Here is a 22,128-nt window from a genome sequence, read left to right on the forward strand (position 1 = left end):
ATTTAAAACTATTTAAATAGATCCATTCCAGGAATATTTGGCATTCCATCTTTTGCAGCAGCAGCTAATTCAGCTTCGCTTATAGAATTTGCTTTTTCTAAAGCTTTATTTAAAGCAATAACTAACAAGTCTTCTATTTCTTCTTTATCGGTAAGTTCTTCAGAAATAGCTATGTTTTTAACGGCTCTATTGGCTGTTACAGTAACTTTTACCAAACCATTACCTGCTTCACCATCAATTAAAATAGTGTTTAATCGTAATTTAGTAGCTTCAATTTTTTGTTGCGCTTCTTTTAATTTAGCCATCATTCCAGATAAGTCTCCAAACATTTTGTTACATTTTTAACAGTTGATACCAAGCAAATATAGTATTTTTGCGGACTATTGAAAATAAATTAATATTGGAAAAAATTATAAAAGCGCCTAAAGCTACAAAAATTGAAAAGAAATTAGAAATTCATGGAGATGTAAGAATTGATAATTACTATTGGTTAAACGATAAAGAAAACCTAAATGTTATTGATTATTTACATGAAGAAAATGATTATTACAATCATGTAACAGCGCATACCACTAAATTTCAGTCTGCTTTATATGAAGAGATGAAGGCGAGGATTAAAGAAGATGATGAATCGGTTCCATATAAAAAAAATAACTACCATTATATTACGAAGTTTCAATTAGGAAAACAATATCCGATTTATACACGCAAAAAGGAAACTCTTGAAGCACAAGAAGAAATTTTGTTTGATGTAAATCAAATGGCAAAAAAGCATTCTTACTTTAAGTTATCCGGATTGTCTGTGAGTCCAGATAATAAATTAGTTTCATTTGGTATAGATACAAAAGGAAATAGAGAGTATAAATTACAGTTTAAAAATTTAGAATCAGGAAAGTTATTTTCTGAAAAAATACACAATACCACAGGCGGAAGCACTTGGGCAAATGATAATAAAACTATTTTTTACACCAAAAACAACCCGATAACTTTACGAAGTGAAAAAATATTTAAACACGTTTTAGGGACTAATGTTTCTGAAGATGTGGAAGTGTTTTTTGAAGAAGATGAAAGGTTTAACACCTTTGTATATAAAACAAAATCGGAAAAATATATTGTAATAGGTTCGTATAGCACAGTTTCAACCGAATATCGTTTTTTAGATGCTAATAATCCAAACGGAGAATTTAAAATTTTGCAACCTAGAGAACGCAATTTAGAATATAGTATTGCGCATTACGATTCTGATTTTTACATACTTACCAATAAAGATGAAGCCACCAATTTTAAATTGATGAAAACATCTGAAGATAAAACCGAAAAAGAACATTGGGTAGATGTATTACCACATAGAAAAGATGTTTTACTTGAAGATATTTCAATTTTTAAAAACTTTTTAGTAGTTGAAGAGCGTGAAAATGGATTGAGTAAAATACGAATCATAAAATGGGATAAAACAGAAGATTTTTATTTACCATTTGAGGAAGAAACGTATTCTGCTGGCGTGTATTATAATCCAGAATTTGATACTGATATTGTTAGATATGGTTACAATTCAATGACTACACCAAGTTCAGTAATAGATTTTAATGTAGTTTCTAAAACAAAACATATTGTAAAAGAACATGAAGTTTTAGGTGGTAAGTTTGATAAGAAAAACTATAAAAGTGAACGACTTTGGGCAACAGCACAAGACGGAACAAAAGTGGCTATTTCATTAGTACATCATATAAATACTGAATTTTCAGAAAATACTCCTTTATTATTGTATGGTTACGGTTCATACGGTCATACTATTGATCCTAGTTTTAGTTCAACACGTTTAAGTTTGTTAGATAGAGGTTTTATATTTGCCATTGCACACGTAAGAGGAAGTGAATATTTAGGTAGAAATTGGTACGAAGATGGTAAACTACTCAATAAAATGAATACGTTTACTGATTTTATAGATTGTGCCCAGTTTTTAGAAGACAACAAAATTACATCAGCAAAACATTTATACGCTTATGGTGGTTCAGCTGGTGGGTTGCTAATGGGAGCTGTGATTAATATAAAACCAGAACTTTTTAACGGAATTATTGCTGCAGTTCCTTTTGTAGATGTAGTTACGACAATGTTAGATGATAGTATTCCATTAACAACTGGTGAATATGACGAATGGGGAAATCCGAACGAAAAAGAGTATTATAATTATATGAAATCGTACTCTCCTTATGATAATGTGACTAAACAAAATTATCCAAATATGTTAGTTACAACAGGTCTTTATGATTCACAAGTGCAATATTTTGAGCCTGCAAAATGGGTTGCAAAGCTTCGAGAATTAAAAACTGATAAAAATATTTTAATAATGCATATAAATATGGATGCAGGTCATAGCGGGGCTTCCGGGCGTTTTGACTCCTTAAAAGAAGTAGCTAGAGATTATTCTTTTATTATTGATTTGGAAGGACGAACAATAATTTAAAAAAAATTATTAAATTTGCACGTTATAGATTATTATTCTAATTTCATTTTTGAAAAATATTATATCTGAATTAAACTATTAAAAATGACAAAAAATAAAGGTATAAGTAACAATATTTTAGACCTTATAGGTAATACTCCCTTAATTAGATTAAATAAAATCACCAATAATCTTTCTGGAAATTTTTATGCTAAGTACGAAGGTTTCAATCCGGGACATTCTATGAAGGATAGAATTGCTTTGCATATTATTGAAGAAGGAGAAAGACAAGGTATACTTAAAAAAGGAAGTACTATTATTGAAACTACATCTGGTAATACAGGTTTTAGTATCGCTTTAGTTAGTATAATTAAAGGTTATAAATGTATGTTAGCCGTAAGCTCAAAAGCTTCTGAAGGTAAAATTAACATGCTTAAAGCAATGGGAGCAAAGGTATATGTTTGTCCAGCACATGTCAGTGCAGATGATCCTCGCTCATATTATCAAGTAGCAAAAAGATTACACGAAGAAACTGCAAACTCAGTGTATATTAACCAATACTTCAATCAGTTAAACGCTGATGCACATTATAATTCTACTGGACCAGAAATTTGGGAACAAACAAATGGAGAAATAACCCATTTAATTGCAGCAAGTGGAACAGGAGGAACAATATCTGGAGTTGCAAAATATTTAAAAGAGCAAAATCCAGCAATAAAAGTCTTAGGTGTTGATGCATATGGATCAATTTTAAAGAAATTTCACGAAACTGGCGAATTTGATAAGGATGAAATATACCCATATAGAATAGAAGGATTAGGAAAGAATTTAATTCCTACTGCTACCAATTTTGATGTGATAGATGTTTTTGAAAAAGTGTCAGACGAAGATGCAGCGCATCGCGCAAGAGAATTAGCTATAACTGAAGGTTTATTTACAGGATACACAAGTGGTGCAATTATTCAAGCAGCAATGCAATATGGTGAAAAAGGATATTTTGATGAAAACTCAAAAGTAGTACTAATTTTACCTGACCATGGATCGCGTTATATGGAAAAAATATATAGTGATGACTGGATGAAAGAACAAGGTTTTTTTGACTCAAAAACACACGCTCACCAACAAGTTGAGTTTATAAAATAAAAATATATTGTAAAAAATTTAAAAGAGGTTAGAATATTTTTTCTAACCTCTTTTTTTATAAAATTTACATTTGAAAACCACAAAAAAAATAACGTACTTTGCACTTGTAAAAATGCAAGATGTTTAGTTACATTTTAGACATAAATAATATACTAATGAAAGATTTATTTGAAAGAATCGTAAAAGATAAAGGTCCGTTAGGAAAATGGGCAAAACAAGCTGAAGGTTATTACGTATTTCCTAAACTTGAAGGTGAAATTTCAAACAGAATGAAATTTAACGGTAAAAATGTTGTTACTTGGAGTATTAATGACTATTTAGGTTTAGCAAATCATCCAGAAGTTAGAAAAGCAGATGCTGAGGCTGCAGCTGAATATGGAATGGCATATCCAATGGGAGCTAGAATGATGTCTGGACACACTGTTTACCATGAACAACTAGAAAGAGAATGTGCAGAATTTGTTGGTAAAGAAGCCGCATATTTAGTTAATTTTGGGTATCAAGGAATGGTTTCTGCTATTGATGCATTGGTTACTAAACATGATGTAATTGTGTATGATATTGATTCTCATGCTTGTATTATTGATGGTGTTAGATTGCATCATGGAAAAAGATTTACCTATCAACATAATGATATTGAAAGTTTAGAAAAAAACTTACAGCGTGCTACTAAACTTGCAGAAGAAACTGGCGGTGGAATACTTGTAATTTCAGAAGGTGTTTTTGGAATGCGCGGTGAGCAAGGTAAATTAAAAGAAATTGTAGGTTTAAAAGATAAGTACAATTTTAGATTTTTAGTGGATGATGCACATGGTTTTGGAACTTTAGGTGAAGGCGGAAGAGGTGCTGGTTTTGAGCAAGGTGTGCAGGATGGAATTGACGTATACTTTGCAACATTTGCAAAATCTATGGCTGGTATTGGAGCATTTTTTGCTGCAGATAAAGATATTATTCAGTATTTACAATACAATATGCGTTCACAAATGTTTGCTAAATCATTACCAATGGCAATGGTTAAAGGGGCATTAAAACGTTTAGATATGCTGCGTACAATGCCTGAATTGAAAGCAAAATTATGGGAAAATGTAAATGCGCTTCAAAATGGATTAAAAGAGAACGGATTTAACATTGGTAAAACAAATACGTGTGTGACACCAGTGTTTTTAGAAGGTGATATTCCAGAAGCCATGGCAATGGTAAATGATTTACGTGAAAATTATGCAATATTTTGTTCTATAGTTGTGTATCCAGTAATTCCAAAAGGATTGATAATTTTAAGATTAATTCCAACTGCAGCTCATACTTTAGAAGATGTAAAAGAAACAATTGAGTCGTTTTCTGCAATTAGAGAAAAACTTGAAAAAGGTATTTATAAAAGAATTGCAGCTTCCATGATGTAAATCTTTTAATATATTTATAAAATTAAAAAAGCCTTTTAGAAATTTCTAAAAGGCTTTTTTAATTAAAAGAACAACATTTTAATATCCTTCTGAAATATTTTTTAATGCACTTTTATTTATAATTTTAATTTTCTTTCCAATTAAATCTATAACACGATCTTTTTTTAGGTTAGAAAGTAATCTAATTGCTGATTCTGTTGCAGTACCAATAGTGTTTGCTATTTCTTCTCGTGTTAAAATAACATCAATACAAGCTTCATTATCAACTCCAAAAATTTCTTCTAAATAAATTAAAGTTTCAGCCAATCTATCTTTCACTGGTTTTTGAGCCATTTGTGAAATAGAAGTATTGGCATCATTTAGTTGCTGAGAAATATTTCGCATTAAATCCAACGAAAAATTAGCATTTTCTTTTATGGTTTCTAAAATATCACCTTTAGGAATAAAACAAACATGCATATCTTCAAGGGCAATGGCATTTAAACCAACTAATTCTTCGCTTAAAATAGACCTATGTCCTAATATATCACCACCTTTAATAAACTTTATAATTTGTTCCTTACCGTTGGTATTTAGTTTAGTCATTTTACCTTTACCATCTCTAATGCAGTAAAGTCCATTTATAGCGTTTCCTTCAGTTAATAAGTTTTCTCCTTTTTTTATAACCAAAGTAGTTTTGTGATCAGAAAATTTTTCTAATTCTTCTTGGGTTAATGTCTTTAAAGCGTTAAAACGTTTAATTATGCATTGTCTGCAGTTCGACATATATCATTAAATTTAAATAAAGTGTTATCGATTACAAATTTAAAAAATAAAATGACAAATATCACTTACAATGTATGATATTTGTCATAGATAAAATTCAACTAATTTATAGTTTTGCAAACGTAAATAATAAGTATGAGTTCAAAAGATTGTTACCATTGTGGGGCAGATTGTGGTAAAAAACCAATTATTTTTAACGAAAAAGAGTTTTGTTGTAACGGTTGTAAAACCGTTTACGAGATTTTAAATGCCAATGAATTAACTTGTTATTACGATTTGCAAAATGCTCCGGGCACTATTCCTAAAGAGATTAAAGGCAAATTTAATTATTTAGAAAACCCCGAAATAGTTGAAAAATTGTTAGAATTTAATGATGGATCTACTTCGGTTGTTGAATTTTATATACCAAGCATACATTGTAGTTCTTGTATTTGGGTGCTGGAAAATTTATCGAAATTAAATAAAGGTGTAATTACATCTATGGTAAACTTTCCAAATAAAACATTGCGAATAACTTTTAAAAATGACTTATGTCACTTAAAAGAGTTAGCAGAATTAATCACTTCAATTGGGTACGAACCCTACATAAGTTTAGAAGACGACAATAAAAAGTTACATAAAGTTGATAAAACATTAATTTATCAGGTATCAATAGCAGCTTTTGCTTTTGGTAATATTATGCTTTTATCGTTTCCTGAATATTTTGAGGTTGATGAATTTTGGTTGGAAAAATATAAATATTTGTTTAGATGGCTCATGTTTGTAATGGTAATTCCGGTAGTTTTTTATTCAGGAAAAGGCTATTTTATTTCGGCCTATAAAGGGTTAAAGCATAAAATATTAAATATTGATGTACCTATTGCGTTAGGAATTTCAGTATTATTTATTAGAAGTACTATTGAAATACTGTTAGATATTGGCTCTGGTTTTTTTGATAGTTTGGCTGGATTGATTTTCTTTTTATTACTTGGTAAATTTTTTCAACAAAAAACCTATAATTTTTTATCTTTTGAACGCGATTATAAATCGTATTTTCCCATTGCAGTGACTAAAATTGTTGATGGATTGGAAATAAATATTCCAGTGAATGATATTAAAAAAGGTGATAGATTGTTAATTAGAAATGAAGAATTAATACCTGTTGATGGAATTTTAATTAACGGAAATGCAGCTATCAATTATAGTTTTGTTACAGGTGAGTCTGTTCCAACAGTAAAACAAAGCGGCGATAAGTTATTTGCAGGAGGAAAACAAACGCAAGGCGCCATTGAAATGGAAGTAATTAGCACAATTTCTCAAAGTTATTTAACACAATTATGGAGTAATGATGTATTTAATAAAACAACTGATTTTACCATAAAAAATTTAACAGATTCTATAAGTAAATATTTTACCATTGCCATTTTAACTATTGCATTTTTTGCGGGTATATTTTGGTATTTTAAAAATCCATCAATGGCATTTAACGTTGTTACAGCCGTATTAATTATTGCTTGTCCGTGCGCATTAGCTTTGTCTGCGCCATTTGCTATTGGTAATATGTTACGAATTTTTGGTTACAAAAAATTCTATTTAAAAAATGCCGAAACTTTAGAACAAATTTCAAAAGTAACTACTATTATTTTTGATAAAACAGGAACTATTACTACAAGTCATAAAACACAATTGGAATATACTGGAACAGCTTTAACATCTGACGAACTTAAAATAATTAAAACAGTTTTAAGAGCTTCAAATCATCCTTTAAGCAGAACTTTGTATGAGCATATTAATAAAAAACCATTTGCAGAAAAACTAACTTCTTTTGATGAAATATTAGGAAAAGGTATTAAAGCTACTATAAATAATACGTCAATTCAATTAGGTTCTGCGAGTTTTGTTGAAGTAGCATCTAAAAGTATAAATGAAACTTCAATTTATGTTAAAATAAACAATGAAGTAAAAGGATGTTTTATATTTCAAAATAGTTATAGAGATGGTTTACAAGAAGTGTTTAATACATTAAAAGAAAACTACAATTTAATTATTTTATCTGGTGATAACGAAGGTGAAAAAACTTATTTGCAAAATTTTTTACCTAAAAACACTAAATTTCAATTCAATCAAAAACCAGAAGATAAATTAAATTACATAAAAAATTTACAGCAAAAAGGAGAAAAGGTAATGATGGTTGGTGATGGTTTAAATGATGCGGGAGCTTTAGCGCAAAGCAATGTTGGAATTGCAATTTCAGAAGATGTAAATGTATTTTCTCCAGCTTGTGATGCTATTTTAGATGCAAAACTTTTCAACAAATTTCCAAAGTTTTTAACACTGTCAAATAAAACTATTGAAATAATTAAAACAAGTTTTGTAATTTCATTACTATATAATTTAATAGGTATGTATTTTGCATTAACTGGTCAGTTAACGCCAGTTGTAGCAGCAATTTTAATGCCGTTAAGTTCAATAAGTATTGTGGTTTTTGTAACAGTTATGACTAATTTGGTTTCAAAAAAGTTTGTAATTTAGTTGACATTATTTTTTTAATATGATAATTATCATATAATTTTTCATCGAAAAAATTATTTTTGTAGCAAAATCAGTAAAAAACTAATAACTAAAAAATGGAAGTCGTATATATTACAATAGGCGTTAGTATTATTGTAGCCATATTTTTTTTCATTATATTTATTAAATCAGTAAAATCTGGGCAGTATGAAGATACGTATACGCCATCAGTACGTATGCTATTTGATGATGAGTTAGTTACTGAAAAAAATAAAGACAAACACAAAGACACTGAAAAGAAATCTCAATCAACTAAAAATAAATAATTAACAATTAATCAAATAAGTATGGAAAAAGAACAGTTTTATTATGATAATAAAATCGTAAAAATGTTCCTTTGGGCTACAATTCTTTGGGGAGTTGTAGGAATGTTAGTAGGGCTTTTAGTAGCACTACTTTTTGTTTTCCCAGGACTATTAGAATTTGCAGGAGCAGATAACGCAATTTCTTGGTTAAGCTTTGGTCGTTTACGCCCATTGCATACCAATGCAGTTATTTTTGCTTTTGTGGGTAATGGAATCTTTTTAGGAGTTTATTATTCTACGCAAAGATTATTAAAAGCGAGAATGTTTAATGATGTTTTAAGTAGAATTCATTTTTGGGGTTGGCAAGCAATAATAGTTGCCGCTGCAATAACATTGCCTTTAGGTTTAACATCTTCAAAAGAGTATGCAGAATTAGAATGGCCAATTGATATTGCGGTTGTTTTAATTTGGGTGGTTTTTGGAATTAACTTAATTGGTACTATTTTAAAACGAAGACAACGTCATATTTATGTGGCTATTTGGTTTTATATTGCCACATTAGTAACAATTGCTGTTCTTTATATATTTAACAATTTAGAAATGCCAGTATCTGCATTTAAAAGTTACTCAGTTTATTCAGGAGTGCAAGATGCATTGGTACAATGGTGGTACGGACATAATGCTGTGGCATTTTTCTTAACAACACCAATTTTAGGTTTAATGTATTATTTTGTACCTAAAGTAGCGAATAGACCTGTTTATTCTTATAGATTATCCATTATTCACTTTTGGACATTAATTTTCTTATACATTTGGGCTGGTCCTCACCATTTATTATATACTGCTTTACCTGAATGGGCACAAAACTTAGGTACCGTATTTTCTGTAATGCTTATTTTCCCATCATGGGGTGGTATGATTAATGGTTTATTAACATTGCGTGGTGCTTGGGATAAAGTTCGTGAAAACCCAGTGTTAAAATTCTTTGTGGTTGCAATTACTGGTTATGGTATGGCAACTTTTGAAGGACCAATGTTATCATTTAAAAATTTAAATGCTATTGGACATTATACTGATTGGATTGTAGGTCACGTTCATATTGGAGCATTAGCTTGGAACGGATTTATGATTGCTGGAATTGTATATTGGTTAGCTGAAAAACTTTGGAAAACACCATTATATTCTAGAAAATTAGCAAATACGCATTTTTGGTTAGGTACTTTAGGTATTTTATTTTATGCCATTCCATTATATGTTGCTGGGTTTACACAAGCTTTTATGTGGAAACAATTTAATCCTGATGGAACGTTAGTGTATGGTAACTTCCTTGAAACAGTTACACAAGTAATTCCAATGTACGCAATGCGTGCAATTGGTGGTACTTTATATTTAACCGGATTTATTTTATTAGCAATAAACGTTATTAAAACTGCAAAAGCAGGTTCAACTGTTGAAGACGAATTAGCAGAAGCTGCTCCGTTGAAAAAAATTAGCGGACAAAGAGTTGCAGGTGAAGGTTTCCATACTTGGTTAGAAAGAAAAACAGTATTATTTACAATTTTAACCACAGTTGCTATTTTAATTGGTGGTTTGGTTGAAATTGTTCCATTAATTTTAGTAAAATCAAATATTCCAACTATAGAAAGTGTAAAACCTTATACCCCGCTTGAGTTAGAAGGAAGAGATATTTATATTAGAGAAGGTTGTAATAACTGTCACTCTCAAATGATTCGTCCTTTCCGTTCAGAAGTAGAACGATATGGTGAATATTCAAAAGCTGGAGAATATGTATATGATTTTCCATTCTTATGGGGATCACGAAGAACTGGACCAGATGTTCATAGAGTTGGAGGAAAATATAATGACAACTGGCATTTTAATCACATGATGGATCCACGTTCAACATCTCCAGGTTCAATAATGCCACGTTACTCTTGGTTACTTAAAAATGACATGAATGCTTCAAATTTAGAAAGTAAAATGAAAGGTTTAGTAACATTAGGAGTACCTTATACTGCAGAAGATATTAGCGGAGCTAAACAAGCACTTTTAGCACAAGCAAAAGAAATAGAAGGAAATTTAAGACAAGATCCTGAATTTGTGAAAAATTACGGTTCTAGTAATATTCAAAATAAAGAAATTGTTGCTTTAATTGCTTATTTACAACGTTTAGGTACGGATATTAAAGCAAACACAACAGCATTAAAATAATTTTATATGTTAAAATTTATAAAGCATAATTTAGAAGGCATTGATGGCGTAGAAATATACCCAATAATTTCATTATTACTGTTTTTTACAGTATTTGTAACTATGATTGTTTTTGTATATAAATTACCAAAACGAAATATTGATGAAGTTAGTCAATTGCCTTTAGATAACGATAATAATAAAGAATTTAACCATGAATAAAAATTCAGAAAACATATCTGCTTGGAAAAGGTTTATGAAATCTATGACCAAAGCACACGACTTAGGAACCGAAGAAGATATTATGTTAGACCATGATTATGATGGTATAAAAGAATTAGATAACGTATTGCCACCTTGGTGGTTAGCAGGGTTTTATATAACAATAGCAATTAGTATATTTTATTATATTCAAGTATTTTATAATTCAGAAGAATATAGTCAAGCAGAAGAATTTGCTACAGAAATAGCAGAAGGAAAAGCTCAGGTAGAAGCCTATAAAGCTGCTAACCCTCAATTATTTGATGATTCAAATATAGTTGCATTAACTGATGAAGAAAGTTTAGCAAAAGGAAAAGCATTATTTACTGAAAAAACATGTTTCGCTTGTCATTTAGCTGATTTAGGAGGAAGTATTGGTCCTAATTTAACAGACAATAAATGGATTTTAGGTGGAGATGTTAAAAGCATTTTTAACACTATTTCTAAAGGTGGAAGACCAGGAAAAGGTATGATAGCTTGGGAAAGTACAATTAGTAGAGAAGAAAGAATTCAGTTAGCAAGTTATATTGTTTCAATGCAAGGGACTCAACCAGCAACGCCAAAAGCGCCTGAAGGAGATATTACTTGGCCTGAAGAATAAGGTTAAAATAAATAGAAATTGAATAGTTTTTATTAGTGGCTATCAATTAGGCTTTGTTTTTATTTTTTGTCACTTTTGTTTCTATTAAGTTAAGTTATTAGCTATAAATTTGGAAAGTGAAAAAATAAAAAGAAAGCCTTTTTTTATCAAAATATGGGAGAACAAGTAAAAGAAAAATTTAGAGATTCTATTGGAACAATAGATGAAAGTGGAAAAAGAAAATTTATTTTTCCAAAAAAACCACAAGGAAAATTATACAATTACAGAACCTATGTAAGTTGGTTTTTATTAGCATTCTTATTAGCAGCTCCTTTTATTAAAGTGAAAGGAAATCAATTTTTGTTATTTAATGTTATAGAACGTAAATTTCATATTTTCGGGTTTCCTTTTTGGCCGCAAGATTTTCATTTATTAGTAATATCTCTATTGGTAAGTGTTGTATTTGTAATATTGTTTACAGTTGTTTTTGGTAGAATTTTTTGTGGATGGATGTGTCCTCAAACTATTTTTATGGAAATGGTTTTTAGAAAAATTGAATACCTAATTGAAGGTGATAGAAGTAAACAAATAAAACTTGAAAAACAAGCTTGGGATGCCGAGAAAATTAGAAAAAGAGTAACAAAATGGATTGCTTTCTTTTTAATTTCATTTATCATTGCAAATGTATTTTTAGCATATATTGTTGGATCTGATGAAGTTTTAGCATATATATCAGAAGGTCCTTTAGCTCATGTGAGTATGCTAATTAAATTATTAGCTTTTACAGCTGTTTTCTATTTTGTATTTGCTTGGTTTAGAGAGCAAGTGTGTATTATTGTTTGTCCATATGGAAGATTGCAAGGTGTTTTATTAGATAATAAATCTATAAATGTTGCTTACGATTTTGTTAGAGGAGAAGGAGAAAAAGGTAGGAAAAAGATTAGAAAAGGTGAAGATAGAGAAACGTTAGGGTATGGAGATTGTGTAGATTGTAAACAATGTGTACAAGTTTGCCCAACAGGTATTGACATTAGAAATGGAACTCAATTAGAATGTATAAACTGTACTGCTTGTATTGATGCTTGTAATGATATAATGGATAAAACTGGATTTGAAAGAGGTTTAATTCGTTATGCATCTGAAGACAATATTGAGAAAAAAGAGAAATTTAAATTTACAGCAAGATTAATTGCATATTCAGTAATATTAACAATTTTAATAGGAGTTTTAGTTACCATGTTGTTTTTAAGAAATGATGTAGAAGCAACTATTTTGAGATTACCAGGACAAACATTTCAATCTACAGAAAACACAATTAAAAATGTATATACCGTAAAATTAATTAATAAAACTACGGAAGATATTGATGATGTTGAAATTAAATTAATATCACACAAAGGTGAAATTTTAATGGTTGGAGGCACTTTAAATGTAAAAAAACAAGGTTTAAAAGAAGGTACTTTATTTATTGAAATTAATAAAAAAGACCTAAATTCGTCGAAAGAAAAACTAAAAATTGGAATTTATTCCAAAGGTAAATTAATTGAAACCACTTCAACTAACTTTACCGGACCTTTAAAAATAAACTAAATGAAATTAAAAATAAGTTGGCCAACGGGAATTATAATAGCAATTACAGCGTTTGTAATTTTTATTCTATCATTTGTGTATAAAGTTACATTTATGCCAGAATACGACCATCATTTAGTTTCTGAAGAATATTATAAAGATGAACTTAACTATCAGCAGGAAATTAATAAAGAAAATAAAGGTGTTGCTTTAAAAGAAAATATAAAAATTAAAAAGGACTCTTTAGGCTTAACAATTATATTTCCTGTTGAATTTGAGCCATCAAAAATAAATGGCACCATTTCTTTTGTTAGACTATCAAACGATAAAATTGATTTTAATATTCCAATTAAATTAACTTCAAATGAAATTTTAATTAAAGATGAAAAATTAGTTGAAGGTAGGTGGGATGTAAAAATTGAGTGGAATGTGAATAATATTGATTATTTATACAAAGAAAAATTAATTTATTAATATGCTTTGGACTGCACTAATTTTAGGATTGGCTGGTAGTTTTCACTGTATTGGTATGTGCGGTCCTATCGCTTTTGTTTTACCTGTAGATAAATCATCCAAATCAAAATTAAGTTTTCAAACGTTTTTGTACCATTTTGGTAGATTATTAAGTTATTCTATAATTGGTGTTCTTTTTGGATTTATTGGAAAAGGATTGTATTTAGCAGGTTTTCAACAACGCTTATCCATTTTGGTGGGCGTTTTAATGATTTTTTTAATAATAATTCCAGTTTCACTATTCAATAAATATAATTTCACAAAACCTTTATATAAAATTATTGGAAAAATTAAGCAACAATTAGGACTTTATCTCAATAAAAAATCAAATAAATCAATTTTTTTAATTGGGTTCTTTAATGGTTTTTTACCTTGTGGATTAGTTTATATGGCTTTAATTGGTTCAATTTCAACAGGTAATGCGTTAAATGGAGGATTGTATATGTTTTTATTTGGATTAGGAACAATTCCTTTAATGACAGCAGCAATTTTATTAGGAAATTTTGTTAATTTAACTCTTCGAAAAAAAATACAAAAAGCAATTCCAGTTTTTGTTGTTATTATCGGAATATTATTTATTTTGCGAGGGCTAGGTTTAGGTATTCCGTATATTTCACCTTCTGATGCGAAATTACAAATTTCTAATAATCCAGCAGAATGTATAACCGTTGAAAATGAATAGTACTTATGGAAGAAAACCCAAAGCTAACTCTTAATGATTTTGAAAGTATATCAACAAACCAAGAACTTATTGAACTAATAAACGATAAAAAAATATCTTTAGAAAAAGTAAATGCCAAAATATTTTACGAAGAAGAACTAAAGAAATTACAAATTGAATTGGTAAAATTTCAAAAGTGGGTTGTAAAAAATAAAAAGCGTGTTGCCATAATTTTTGAAGGTAGAGATGCTGCTGGAAAAGGAGGAAATATTAGAAGGTTTACAGAACATTTAAATCCGCGTGCAATGCGTGTAGTTGCGTTAACTAAACCAACAGAAGTTGAGCGTGGGCAATGGTATTTTAGACGGTATATAAAGGAATTACCAAACTCTGGAGAAATAGTTTTTTTTGACAGAAGTTGGTATAATAGAGCTGTAGTAGAGCCAGTAATGGGATTTTGTAATGAATCTCAATATGATAATTTTATGGTACAAGTTCCTGAATTTGAACATATGCTTTATGAAGACGGTGTTGTACTTATAAAATTTTGGTTTTCAATTTCTAAAGGAGAACAATTAGCCAGATTTAATGAACGAATTTCAACACCACTAAAGCGTTGGAAATATAGCCCGGTAGATAGAAAAGGTCAAGAACTTTGGGACAAGTATACACACTTTAAAGAGTTAATGTATAGCAAAACACATACCAGTTATAGCCCCTGGATTATAGTGAGAGCAAACAACAAAAAAACCGCAAGGCTTGAGAGTATTCGTCATGTATTATCATTGTTTAATTATGATGGTAAAAGTGAAGCTTTAACTATTTTATTGCCAGATCCAAACATAATTTCAAGATATTATCGTTCATCAAAACAAATTGATTAATATGGAGAAGAAGTTTAAACTTACAGAAGAAGATGTTGAAATTCTGAATTCAAATAAAGGATTAAAAGCAATATTATCTAAAGAGCCTTACAATTTAGAAAGAGCTGTTAGGTATGTTAAATATGAAAAAAAATTAAAAAAATTACAAGTTGAATTAATTCGTTTACAAACATGGGCAATAAATGAAAATGAACGTGTAATTATAATTTTTGAAGGAAGAGATGCAGCAGGAAAAGGTGGCGCAATTAGACGAGCTACGGAACGTATGAATCCTCGTCATTTAAGAATTATAGCTTTGCCTAAACCAACAGAAGATGAGCAAACACAATGGTATTTTCAACGATATGTTAATCAATTTCCAAAAGCTGGTGAAATCGTTTTTTTTGATAGAAGCTGGTATAATAGAGCAGTAGTAGAACCTGTAAACGGATTTTGTACACCTGAAGAATATGAAACTTTCATGAGACAAGTCAACGAATTTGAAAGAATGATTACCGAATCAGGTATACGTTTGGTTAAAATATATATGTCAATTTCTAAACGCGAGCAAGCAAAACGTTTTGAAGATATTAAAAATGATCCTTTAAAACATTGGAAAATGACTTCTGTTGATGAGAGAGCACAAGAACTTTGGGATACCTATACTGCTTATAAAGCAAAAATGTTTGAAAATACAGCATTAAGCGGTTTGCCTTGGAAAGTTATAAGAGCTAATAAAAAGACTTTTGCTAGAGTAGCAGCCATAAATCATATATTAAAGAGTATTCCTTATGATAAAAAGTTGGAAATTTAATTCAATAAAAAAGCCTTAAATTTTAATTAAGGCTTTTTTATTATTTATAAAATAAGTTACTCTTCAACAACTACCCAATCACCTTTTTGAATTAAAGGAATTGCTTGTTTGTATTTCACAGATTTATTTTCACCTGTCATCACATTTTTAATAGTAACTTGCTCATTTCTACCTATTTTACGTTCAGTTCGTACAATGGTTTCAACAACTTGTGGTTGCTGAGTTTGGTTGGTTTGTGTTGCTTCTGTAGGACTTTGGTATTCCTCTTTACTTAACTTAACTTTTTCACGTTTATGCTCTCTAGCCTGATAAACTTGATTTGAATCTTGAGAAGGTAAACTACCTTTAAATAAGAATGATAATACTTCTTTATTTATGGTATCAAGCATCGAATTAAACAACTCAAATGATTCAAATTTGTAAATTAATAACGGATCTTTTTGCTCATAAGTAGCATTTTGAACAGACTGTTTTAATTCATCCATTTGGCGTAAGTGATCTTTCCAAGTATCGTCAATAATTGCTAAAGTGATATTTTTTTCAAAATCTGTAACCAACCCTTTTCCTTCAGTTTCATAAGCTTCTTTTAGGTTTGTTACAACTTTCAATTCTTTTGAGCCATCTGTAAAAGGAACAACAATTCTTTCAAATCTGTCACCTTGTTTTTCGTAAACTTCTTTAATAACAGGATATGCAGCTTGTGCATTTCTAGCTAATTTTTCTTTATAATGTTTATAAACTTTATCAAACAAAATATCAGTTAATTCTTGAGCTGGTAATGTTTTAAATTCTTCTTCAGTAAAAGGAGAACTTGTTGAAGAAAAACGAATCAATTCAAACTCAAAATTTTGAAAATCATTTGTACCTTTATTTTCCTGAATTAATGCACTACAGGTATCATATACCATATTTACAATATCAACCTGTAATCTATCGCCATATAATGCGTGACGACGACGTTTGTAAACTACTTCACGTTGAGAGTTCATAACATCATCATATTCTAATAAACGTTTACGAACACCAAAGTTGTTTTCTTCAACTTTACGTTGTGCGCGTTCAATAGATTTAGTAATCATAGAATGTTGAATTACTTCACCTTCTTGTAATCCCATTCTGTCCATCATTTTGGCAATTCTTTCAGACCCAAATAAACGCATTAGGTTGTCTTCTAAAGAAACATAAAATTGTGATGATCCTGGATCTCCCTGACGACCAGCTCTACCACGTAACTGACGGTCAACACGTCTAGAATCGTGACGTTCTGTACCAATAATTGCCAAACCTCCAGCTTTTTTAACAGCTTCAGACAATTTGATATCCGTACCACGACCCGCCATATTTGTTGCAATGGTAACAACACCAGCATTACCTGCTTGCGCTACAATGTCGGCTTCTTTTTTATGTAATTTCGCGTTTAATACATTGTGGTTTATTTTTCTGATGGCAAGCATTCTACCCAATAATTCAGAAATTTCAACAGATGTTGTACCAACTAAAACTGGACGACCTTGATTTACCAAGTTTACAATTTCATCAATTACAGCATTGTATTTTTCACGTTTGGTTTTAAATACCAAATCTTCTCTATCAAAACGTTGTAAAGGAACATTTGTTGGAATTTCAACAACATCTAATTTATAAATGTCCCAAAATTCGCCAGCTTCTGTAATTGCAGTACCCGTCATACCAGATAGTTTGCGGTACATTCTAAAGTAATTTTGAAGTGTTACCGTAGCATATGTTTGTGTAGCTGCTTCAATTTTTACATTTTCTTTTGCTTCAATTGCTTGATGTAAACCGTCTGAATATCTACGGCCTTCCATAATACGACCAGTTTGCTCATCAACAATTTTAATTTTATCATCCATAATTACATACTCAATATCTTTTTCAAATAAGGTGTATGCTTTTAATAGTTGATTCATTGTATGAATACGCTCACTTTTGATACTGAAGTCTCTGTAAAGCGTTTCCTTTTTCTCTGTTTTTTCTTCTGTTGAAGTATTTTCTTGTTCTATTTTTCCAATTTCGGTACTTAAATCTGGTAAAATAAAGAAGTTTTCATCGCCATCATCTCCTGATAAAAATGTAATTCCTTTATCAGTTAATTCAATTGAATTATGTTTTTCATCAATCACAAAATATAATTCTTCATCAATTTTTGGCATTTCACGGTTATTATCTTGCATGTAGAAGTTTTCCGTTTTCTGCAACAATTGCTTAATACCTTCTTGACTTAAATATTTTATTAATGCTTTACTTTTTGGTAATCCTCTAAAAACACGGTATAATAAAAAAGCGCCTTCTTTTGTATCGCCTTCAGCAATTAGTTTTTTAGCTTCAGCTAAAACACCTGTTAAATAGTTACGTTGCGTGGTAACAATTCTGTCAACGCTAGGTTTTAATTCATTAAATTCATGGCGATCAGCATTGGCTGTTGCTCCAGAAATAATTAATGGTGTTCTGGCATCATCCACTAAAACTGAATCGACCTCATCAACAATTGCATAGTTGTGTGGACGTTGCACTAAATCATTTGGCGAATGTGCCATATTATCACGTAAATAATCGAAACCAAATTCGTTATTTGTTCCGTATGTGATATCTGAATTATAAGCTTTTCTACGTTCGTCAGAGTTTGGTTGGTGATGGTCAATACAATCAACACTTAATCCGTGAAATTCAAATATTGGTCCCATCCAAGCAGCATCACGTTTTGCTAAATAGTCGTTAACTGTTACAACATGAACTCCTTTTCCTGTAAGTGCATTTAAATATACTGGAAGCGTTGAAACTAGTGTTTTTCCTTCACCAGTCATCATTTCAGCAATTTTTCCTTGATGTAAAACGGCTCCACCAATTAATTGAACATCGTAATGTACCATGTCCCAAGTAACTTCTTTACCTTGTGCATCCCAAGTATTTCTCCAAATGGCTTTATCGTCTTCTAAACTAATATTGTCTCTTGTTGCGGAAAGTTCTCTATCAAAAGGCGTTGCAGACACCGTAATATTTTCATTTTCAACAAAGCGTTTTGCTGTTTCTTTTACAACGGCAAATGCTTCAGGCATGATTTCTTTTAAAATTTGTTCAGAAGCTTCGTAACGTAAATCTTCTAAATTATCAATTTCGGCGTAAATTTCTTCTTTTCTGTCAACATTAGCATCATGAGCTTCTTCGTTTAGTGCTGTTATTTTTGAAGTAAATTCTAATGTTCCTTCGTTAATTTTTTGTTTGAAATAATTTGTTTTTGCTCTTAATTCATCATTAGATAGTTTTGAAATTTCACTTTCAAAGGCTCTTACATTGGCAACTATTGGTTGTAGTAGTTTTAGATCGCTCTTCTTTTTATCTCCAACAAATATTTTTAGAACTGAATTTAATATACTCATTTTTAGGTTATTTTTTTATTATACCAACTTTTAAAAAGGGTTTAATAGTGTTAAATATTACAAAGCGAAGTTAAAATAATTTAAGATTATATCTTAACTTCAAATTAAAATAATAAGTTAAAAAATAAAAAAAAGCCTCAATAGAGACTTTTTAGGTTTTTAATATTTTTTAGTATTCATCCTCATTCCAAAGATAATCCTCATCGGAAGGATAATCAGGCCAAATTTCGATAATTGATTCAAAATTCTCATCGTCGTCTTCAATTTCTTGAAGATTTTCAACAACTTCTAAAGGAGCACCTGTTCTAATTGCATAATCTATTAACTCATCTTTTGTTGCTGGCCAAGGTGCATCTGCTAAATAAGATGCTAATTCTAATGTCCAATACATAATTTTATGTGTATTAAATTTTTGCAAAAATAATTTTTTTACTTAAAAAACCAAGTATTTTTTGCTTTTTTTTCACTATTAAAAAGAACTTATTTTATTTTCTCAGGAATCCATTGAATTTCCTGAGCGTTATTGTCGTAAGTCAATTTTCGTGCCAGCACAAATAAGTAGTCAGAAAGTCGGTTTAAATAAATTAAAATTTGCTCATCAATCTCACTTTCAGTACTTAATTGAGTTGTAATTCTTTCCGCTTTTCGGCAGATGCACCTTGCTATGTGACAAAATGACACCGTTGTATGGCCGCCAGGTAAAACAAAGTGAGTCATTGCAGGTAAAGTTTCATTCATTGTATCAATTTCATTTTCTAAAAGCGCAACAGCTTCAGTATTAATTTTATTGATATTTAAGCGTTCCTTTCCACTTTTTAAAAAGGTTTTTTCTGGTGGCGTTGCCAACATTGCGCCCAAAGTAAATAGTTTATTTTGTATTGCAATTAAAATATCTGCGGAATGTTGATCTATTTTTTGGTCGCGAATTAATCCTAAATAGGAATTTAATTCATCAATTGTTCCGTAGGCTTCAATTCGTAAATGGTATTTTGGAACTCTGGTTCCGCCAAATAATGATGTTTCTCCTTTATCGCCTGTTTTGGTATATATTTTCATAAACTATATGTTTAATTTAATGCTTACGTTATTAAATTCGTATTGTAAAATGTTGTTTTAATTGTTCTTTTCTAAAAAAAACAATTCCCCAAAAATACGTATTTATTGTAACAGTTACTTTTGGATGTTGTTTAATTATTTCCCAAGTTTCGGTCATTTCTGGGTTCCAGTAAATATCATCAAAAATAAAAACTGAATTGTTCGTTACTGTTTTTATACACCTATTAAAATAGTTTAAAGTTGCTTCTTTTTGATGATTTCCATCAAAGTAAATGAAATCAAAATTTGAGGAAACTAAAATTTCTGGTAACGTATTTTTAAAATCGCCCACGGTTAATTGAATGTTTTTTAATTGAAACTTTTGAAATGTATTTTCAGCAACTTTCGCTGTATTTTCGCAACCTTCAAGTGTAACTATTTTTGAATTTGAATTTCCAATACTTAAAGCGCTACTTGCTAAACCAACGGAAGTTCCAATTTCAAGCACATTTTTAGGTTTAAAATATGCAACTAATCGGATTAATAATAAGGCTTTTTTTGTTGAAATTCCAGCAATGTTGGCAATATCTGAAATTTTACGTGTATTGCTTTTAAAAATTTTAGAGCCTTTTCCAAAGTCTAAAACTTCTATGGTAGCATAATTAGTAGTTAAACTATTTCTAATTTTTTTAAACAATAAAACTTTGTCTTCAGATGTTTTTTTATAAAAGCATTTTGTAACTAAATTATAAACAAAAGGCGAATGCACCCCATGTTGATTTGTTGATTTTAATAAAAATGATAAATATGTAGAAATTTTAAACCACATGAAAGCTTATTTTAATGCGAAAATAATAGAAAAATTATTTTAATAAGCGATTTAAAATTATATTTGCCTTACCCACATTTATTTATATGAAAAAAATATTTTTATACCTTATTTTTATTACCATTTGTTCCTCATGTGTTTCTACAAAGCAAACCACTTACTTTCAAGGTGAACCGGTTAGCAAATCGGATATTTATAAATTAAATAATGAACCATATCGATTACAAGTAAATGATATTTTATATATTGATATTAAAGCTGAAAATCCAGAAATAGTATCATTATTTAAAAGTAGTGGAAGTAATGATGCTGGCGGAGCAGCTGCAAAAGGAGAGGGTTTGTATTTTACAGGTTATACTGTTGATAGACATGGAAATATTAGAATTCCATATATTGGAGATTTAAATGTTTTAGGTTACACTGAAAAAGAGATAAGAGAAAAAATTGAAGTTGAACTAGCAAAATTTTTAAAAAATCCGGAAGCGGTTTTTGTAACTGTAAAATTAGCAGGAATTAAATTTGTAGCTACTGGTGAAGTTGGCTCGCCAGGAACAATTAATTTAATGCAAAATGAAGTAACTATTATTGATGCAATTGCTAATGCCGGAGAAATTTCAGAAATGGGGAATAGACAAGAAGTAATTGTAATCAGAAAATCGTTAGATGGTGTTAAAAAATACAAATTAGATTTTACAAAAATCGCCATTTTTGAATCTGATAATTTTTACATTCAGCCAAATGATATTATTTATGTACCACCTTTAAAACAAAAATCTTGGGGTACAGGAACAACTGGTTTACAAACATTTTCTACCGCTGTAACAATCTTATCTTTTTTAGTAAGTTCAGTATTATTGGTTAAAAATTTATAA

20 protein-coding genes are annotated in these 22,128 nt (G+C 29.8%); 14 read left to right on the forward strand and 6 right to left on the reverse strand.

Translation table 11 applies throughout. The features are described from left to right. Positions 1 to 8 precede the first annotated feature (8 nt). On the reverse strand, positions 9 to 329 hold the full coding sequence (locus BM335_RS01425; RefSeq protein ID WP_090222273.1) for a YbaB/EbfC family nucleoid-associated protein: 321 nt from the start codon (positions 327 to 329) through the stop codon (positions 9 to 11). A 71-nt stretch (positions 330 to 400) separates the two neighbouring features. Here BM335_RS01425 and BM335_RS01430 point away from each other — a divergent pair, with 71 nt between their 5' ends. From BM335_RS01430 to BM335_RS01440, 3 genes are all read left to right on the forward strand, one after another. Beyond that, positions 401 to 2,464 (forward strand): S9 family peptidase, encoded by a 2,064-nt coding sequence (locus tag BM335_RS01430; RefSeq protein ID WP_090222275.1) that lies wholly within the window; start codon positions 401 to 403, stop codon positions 2,462 to 2,464. A gap of 84 nt (positions 2,465 to 2,548) precedes the next feature. After that, positions 2,549 to 3,586 (forward strand): cysteate synthase, encoded by a 1,038-nt coding sequence (locus BM335_RS01435; protein WP_090222278.1) that lies wholly within the window; start codon positions 2,549 to 2,551, stop codon positions 3,584 to 3,586. Between the two features lie 155 nt (positions 3,587 to 3,741). Next, on the forward strand, positions 3,742 to 4,986 hold the full coding sequence (locus BM335_RS01440; protein ID WP_090223217.1) for a cysteate-C-fatty acyltransferase: 1,245 nt from the start codon (positions 3,742 to 3,744) through the stop codon (positions 4,984 to 4,986). Positions 4,987 to 5,064: 78 nt separating this feature from the next. On the opposite strand, the gene BM335_RS01445 is transcribed toward BM335_RS01440, so the two are convergent. Further along, positions 5,065 to 5,751 carry a Crp/Fnr family transcriptional regulator gene (locus BM335_RS01445; protein WP_090222281.1) on the reverse strand — a complete coding sequence of 229 codons (687 nt, stop codon included), beginning with the start codon at positions 5,749 to 5,751 and terminating at the stop codon, positions 5,065 to 5,067. Positions 5,752 to 5,886: 135 nt separating this feature from the next. Here BM335_RS01445 and BM335_RS01450 point away from each other — a divergent pair, with 135 nt between their 5' ends. From BM335_RS01450 to ppk2 (BM335_RS01495), 10 genes are all read left to right on the forward strand, one after another. Beyond that, complete coding sequence (locus BM335_RS01450; RefSeq protein ID WP_090222283.1) at positions 5,887 to 8,262, forward strand: heavy metal translocating P-type ATPase; 2,376 nt, start codon at positions 5,887 to 5,889, stop codon at positions 8,260 to 8,262. Positions 8,263 to 8,357: 95 nt separating this feature from the next. Next, entirely contained in the window at positions 8,358 to 8,567 is a 210-nt protein-coding gene (gene ccoS, locus BM335_RS01455) for a cbb3-type cytochrome oxidase assembly protein CcoS (protein ID WP_090222285.1), read from the forward strand. A gap of 21 nt (positions 8,568 to 8,588) precedes the next feature. Next, entirely contained in the window at positions 8,589 to 10,757 is a 2,169-nt protein-coding gene (ccoN, locus tag BM335_RS01460; protein WP_090222287.1) for a cytochrome-c oxidase, cbb3-type subunit I, read from the forward strand. Positions 10,758 to 10,763: 6 nt separating this feature from the next. Continuing rightward, positions 10,764 to 10,958, forward strand: coding sequence for a CcoQ/FixQ family Cbb3-type cytochrome c oxidase assembly chaperone (locus BM335_RS01465; RefSeq protein ID WP_090222289.1), 195 nt, complete (start codon positions 10,764 to 10,766; stop codon positions 10,956 to 10,958). Next, a complete protein-coding gene (locus BM335_RS01470; protein ID WP_090222291.1) occupies positions 10,951 to 11,598 on the forward strand; it encodes a cbb3-type cytochrome c oxidase N-terminal domain-containing protein in 648 nt (215 codons plus the stop codon). Before BM335_RS01465 ends, BM335_RS01470 begins: the two co-directional genes overlap by 8 nt. 153 nt (positions 11,599 to 11,751) lie before the next feature. Then, complete coding sequence (gene ccoG / locus BM335_RS01475) at positions 11,752 to 13,167, forward strand: cytochrome c oxidase accessory protein CcoG (RefSeq protein WP_090222293.1); 1,416 nt, start codon at positions 11,752 to 11,754, stop codon at positions 13,165 to 13,167. After that, complete coding sequence (locus BM335_RS01480; protein WP_090222298.1) at positions 13,168 to 13,620, forward strand: FixH family protein; 453 nt, start codon at positions 13,168 to 13,170, stop codon at positions 13,618 to 13,620. A 1-nt stretch (position 13,621) separates the two neighbouring features. Continuing rightward, entirely contained in the window at positions 13,622 to 14,341 is a 720-nt protein-coding gene (locus BM335_RS01485) for a sulfite exporter TauE/SafE family protein (RefSeq protein ID WP_090222301.1), read from the forward strand. A gap of 5 nt (positions 14,342 to 14,346) precedes the next feature. Further along, a complete protein-coding gene (gene ppk2, locus BM335_RS01490; protein WP_090222303.1) occupies positions 14,347 to 15,204 on the forward strand; it encodes a polyphosphate kinase 2 in 858 nt (285 codons plus the stop codon). Between the two features lies 1 nt (position 15,205). Beyond that, positions 15,206 to 15,997, forward strand: coding sequence for a polyphosphate kinase 2 (gene ppk2 / locus BM335_RS01495; protein WP_090222305.1), 792 nt, complete (start codon positions 15,206 to 15,208; stop codon positions 15,995 to 15,997). 56 nt (positions 15,998 to 16,053) lie between these two features. Here ppk2 (BM335_RS01495) and secA read toward each other — a convergent pair whose 3' ends face one another. The 4 genes from secA to BM335_RS01515 form a co-directional block, all read right to left on the reverse strand. Next, complete coding sequence (secA, locus tag BM335_RS01500) at positions 16,054 to 19,392, reverse strand: preprotein translocase subunit SecA (RefSeq protein WP_090222309.1); 3,339 nt, start codon at positions 19,390 to 19,392, stop codon at positions 16,054 to 16,056. Between the two features lie 169 nt (positions 19,393 to 19,561). After that, positions 19,562 to 19,783, reverse strand: a complete 222-nt coding sequence (locus BM335_RS01505) for a DUF2795 domain-containing protein (protein WP_090222311.1) — start codon at positions 19,781 to 19,783, stop codon at positions 19,562 to 19,564. A gap of 89 nt (positions 19,784 to 19,872) precedes the next feature. Next, positions 19,873 to 20,448: a cob(I)yrinic acid a,c-diamide adenosyltransferase gene (locus BM335_RS01510; protein WP_090222313.1), complete on the reverse strand. Its 576-nt coding sequence runs from the start codon at positions 20,446 to 20,448 to the stop codon at positions 19,873 to 19,875. Positions 20,449 to 20,479: 31 nt separating this feature from the next. After that, positions 20,480 to 21,256 carry an O-methyltransferase gene (locus BM335_RS01515; protein WP_090222315.1) on the reverse strand — a complete coding sequence of 259 codons (777 nt, stop codon included), beginning with the start codon at positions 21,254 to 21,256 and terminating at the stop codon, positions 20,480 to 20,482. A gap of 86 nt (positions 21,257 to 21,342) precedes the next feature. Between BM335_RS01515 and BM335_RS01520 the strand changes: the two genes are divergently transcribed. Next, positions 21,343 to 22,128: a polysaccharide biosynthesis/export family protein gene (locus BM335_RS01520; protein WP_090222317.1), complete on the forward strand. Its 786-nt coding sequence runs from the start codon at positions 21,343 to 21,345 to the stop codon at positions 22,126 to 22,128.

Source organism: Lutibacter maritimus (assembly GCF_900116115.1).
Lineage (GTDB): Bacteria > Bacteroidota > Bacteroidia > Flavobacteriales > Flavobacteriaceae > Lutibacter > Lutibacter maritimus.

Coding starts and splice junctions, on each gene's coding strand:
- BM335_RS01425 (WP_090222273.1), bottom strand. CDS start 329: ATGTTTGGAGACTTATCTGGAATGATGGCTAAATTAAAAGAAGCGCAA.
- BM335_RS01435 (WP_090222278.1), top strand. CDS start 2,549: ATGACAAAAAATAAAGGTATAAGTAACAATATTTTAGACCTTATAGGT.
- BM335_RS01440 (WP_090223217.1), top strand. CDS start 3,742: ATGAAAGATTTATTTGAAAGAATCGTAAAAGATAAAGGTCCGTTAGGA.
- BM335_RS01445 (WP_090222281.1), bottom strand. CDS start 5,751: ATGTCGAACTGCAGACAATGCATAATTAAACGTTTTAACGCTTTAAAG.
- BM335_RS01450 (WP_090222283.1), top strand. CDS start 5,887: ATGAGTTCAAAAGATTGTTACCATTGTGGGGCAGATTGTGGTAAAAAA.
- ccoS (WP_090222285.1), top strand. CDS start 8,358: ATGGAAGTCGTATATATTACAATAGGCGTTAGTATTATTGTAGCCATA.
- ccoN (WP_090222287.1), top strand. CDS start 8,589: ATGGAAAAAGAACAGTTTTATTATGATAATAAAATCGTAAAAATGTTC.
- BM335_RS01465 (WP_090222289.1), top strand. CDS start 10,764: ATGTTAAAATTTATAAAGCATAATTTAGAAGGCATTGATGGCGTAGAA.
- BM335_RS01470 (WP_090222291.1), top strand. CDS start 10,951: ATGAATAAAAATTCAGAAAACATATCTGCTTGGAAAAGGTTTATGAAA.
- ccoG (WP_090222293.1), top strand. CDS start 11,752: ATGGGAGAACAAGTAAAAGAAAAATTTAGAGATTCTATTGGAACAATA.
- BM335_RS01480 (WP_090222298.1), top strand. CDS start 13,168: ATGAAATTAAAAATAAGTTGGCCAACGGGAATTATAATAGCAATTACA.
- BM335_RS01485 (WP_090222301.1), top strand. CDS start 13,622: ATGCTTTGGACTGCACTAATTTTAGGATTGGCTGGTAGTTTTCACTGT.
- ppk2 (WP_090222303.1), top strand. CDS start 14,347: ATGGAAGAAAACCCAAAGCTAACTCTTAATGATTTTGAAAGTATATCA.
- ppk2 (WP_090222305.1), top strand. CDS start 15,206: ATGGAGAAGAAGTTTAAACTTACAGAAGAAGATGTTGAAATTCTGAAT.
- secA (WP_090222309.1), bottom strand. CDS start 19,392: ATGAGTATATTAAATTCAGTTCTAAAAATATTTGTTGGAGATAAAAAG.
- BM335_RS01505 (WP_090222311.1), bottom strand. CDS start 19,783: ATGTATTGGACATTAGAATTAGCATCTTATTTAGCAGATGCACCTTGG.
- BM335_RS01510 (WP_090222313.1), bottom strand. CDS start 20,448: ATGAAAATATATACCAAAACAGGCGATAAAGGAGAAACATCATTATTT.
- BM335_RS01515 (WP_090222315.1), bottom strand. CDS start 21,256: ATGTGGTTTAAAATTTCTACATATTTATCATTTTTATTAAAATCAACA.
- BM335_RS01520 (WP_090222317.1), top strand. CDS start 21,343: ATGAAAAAAATATTTTTATACCTTATTTTTATTACCATTTGTTCCTCA.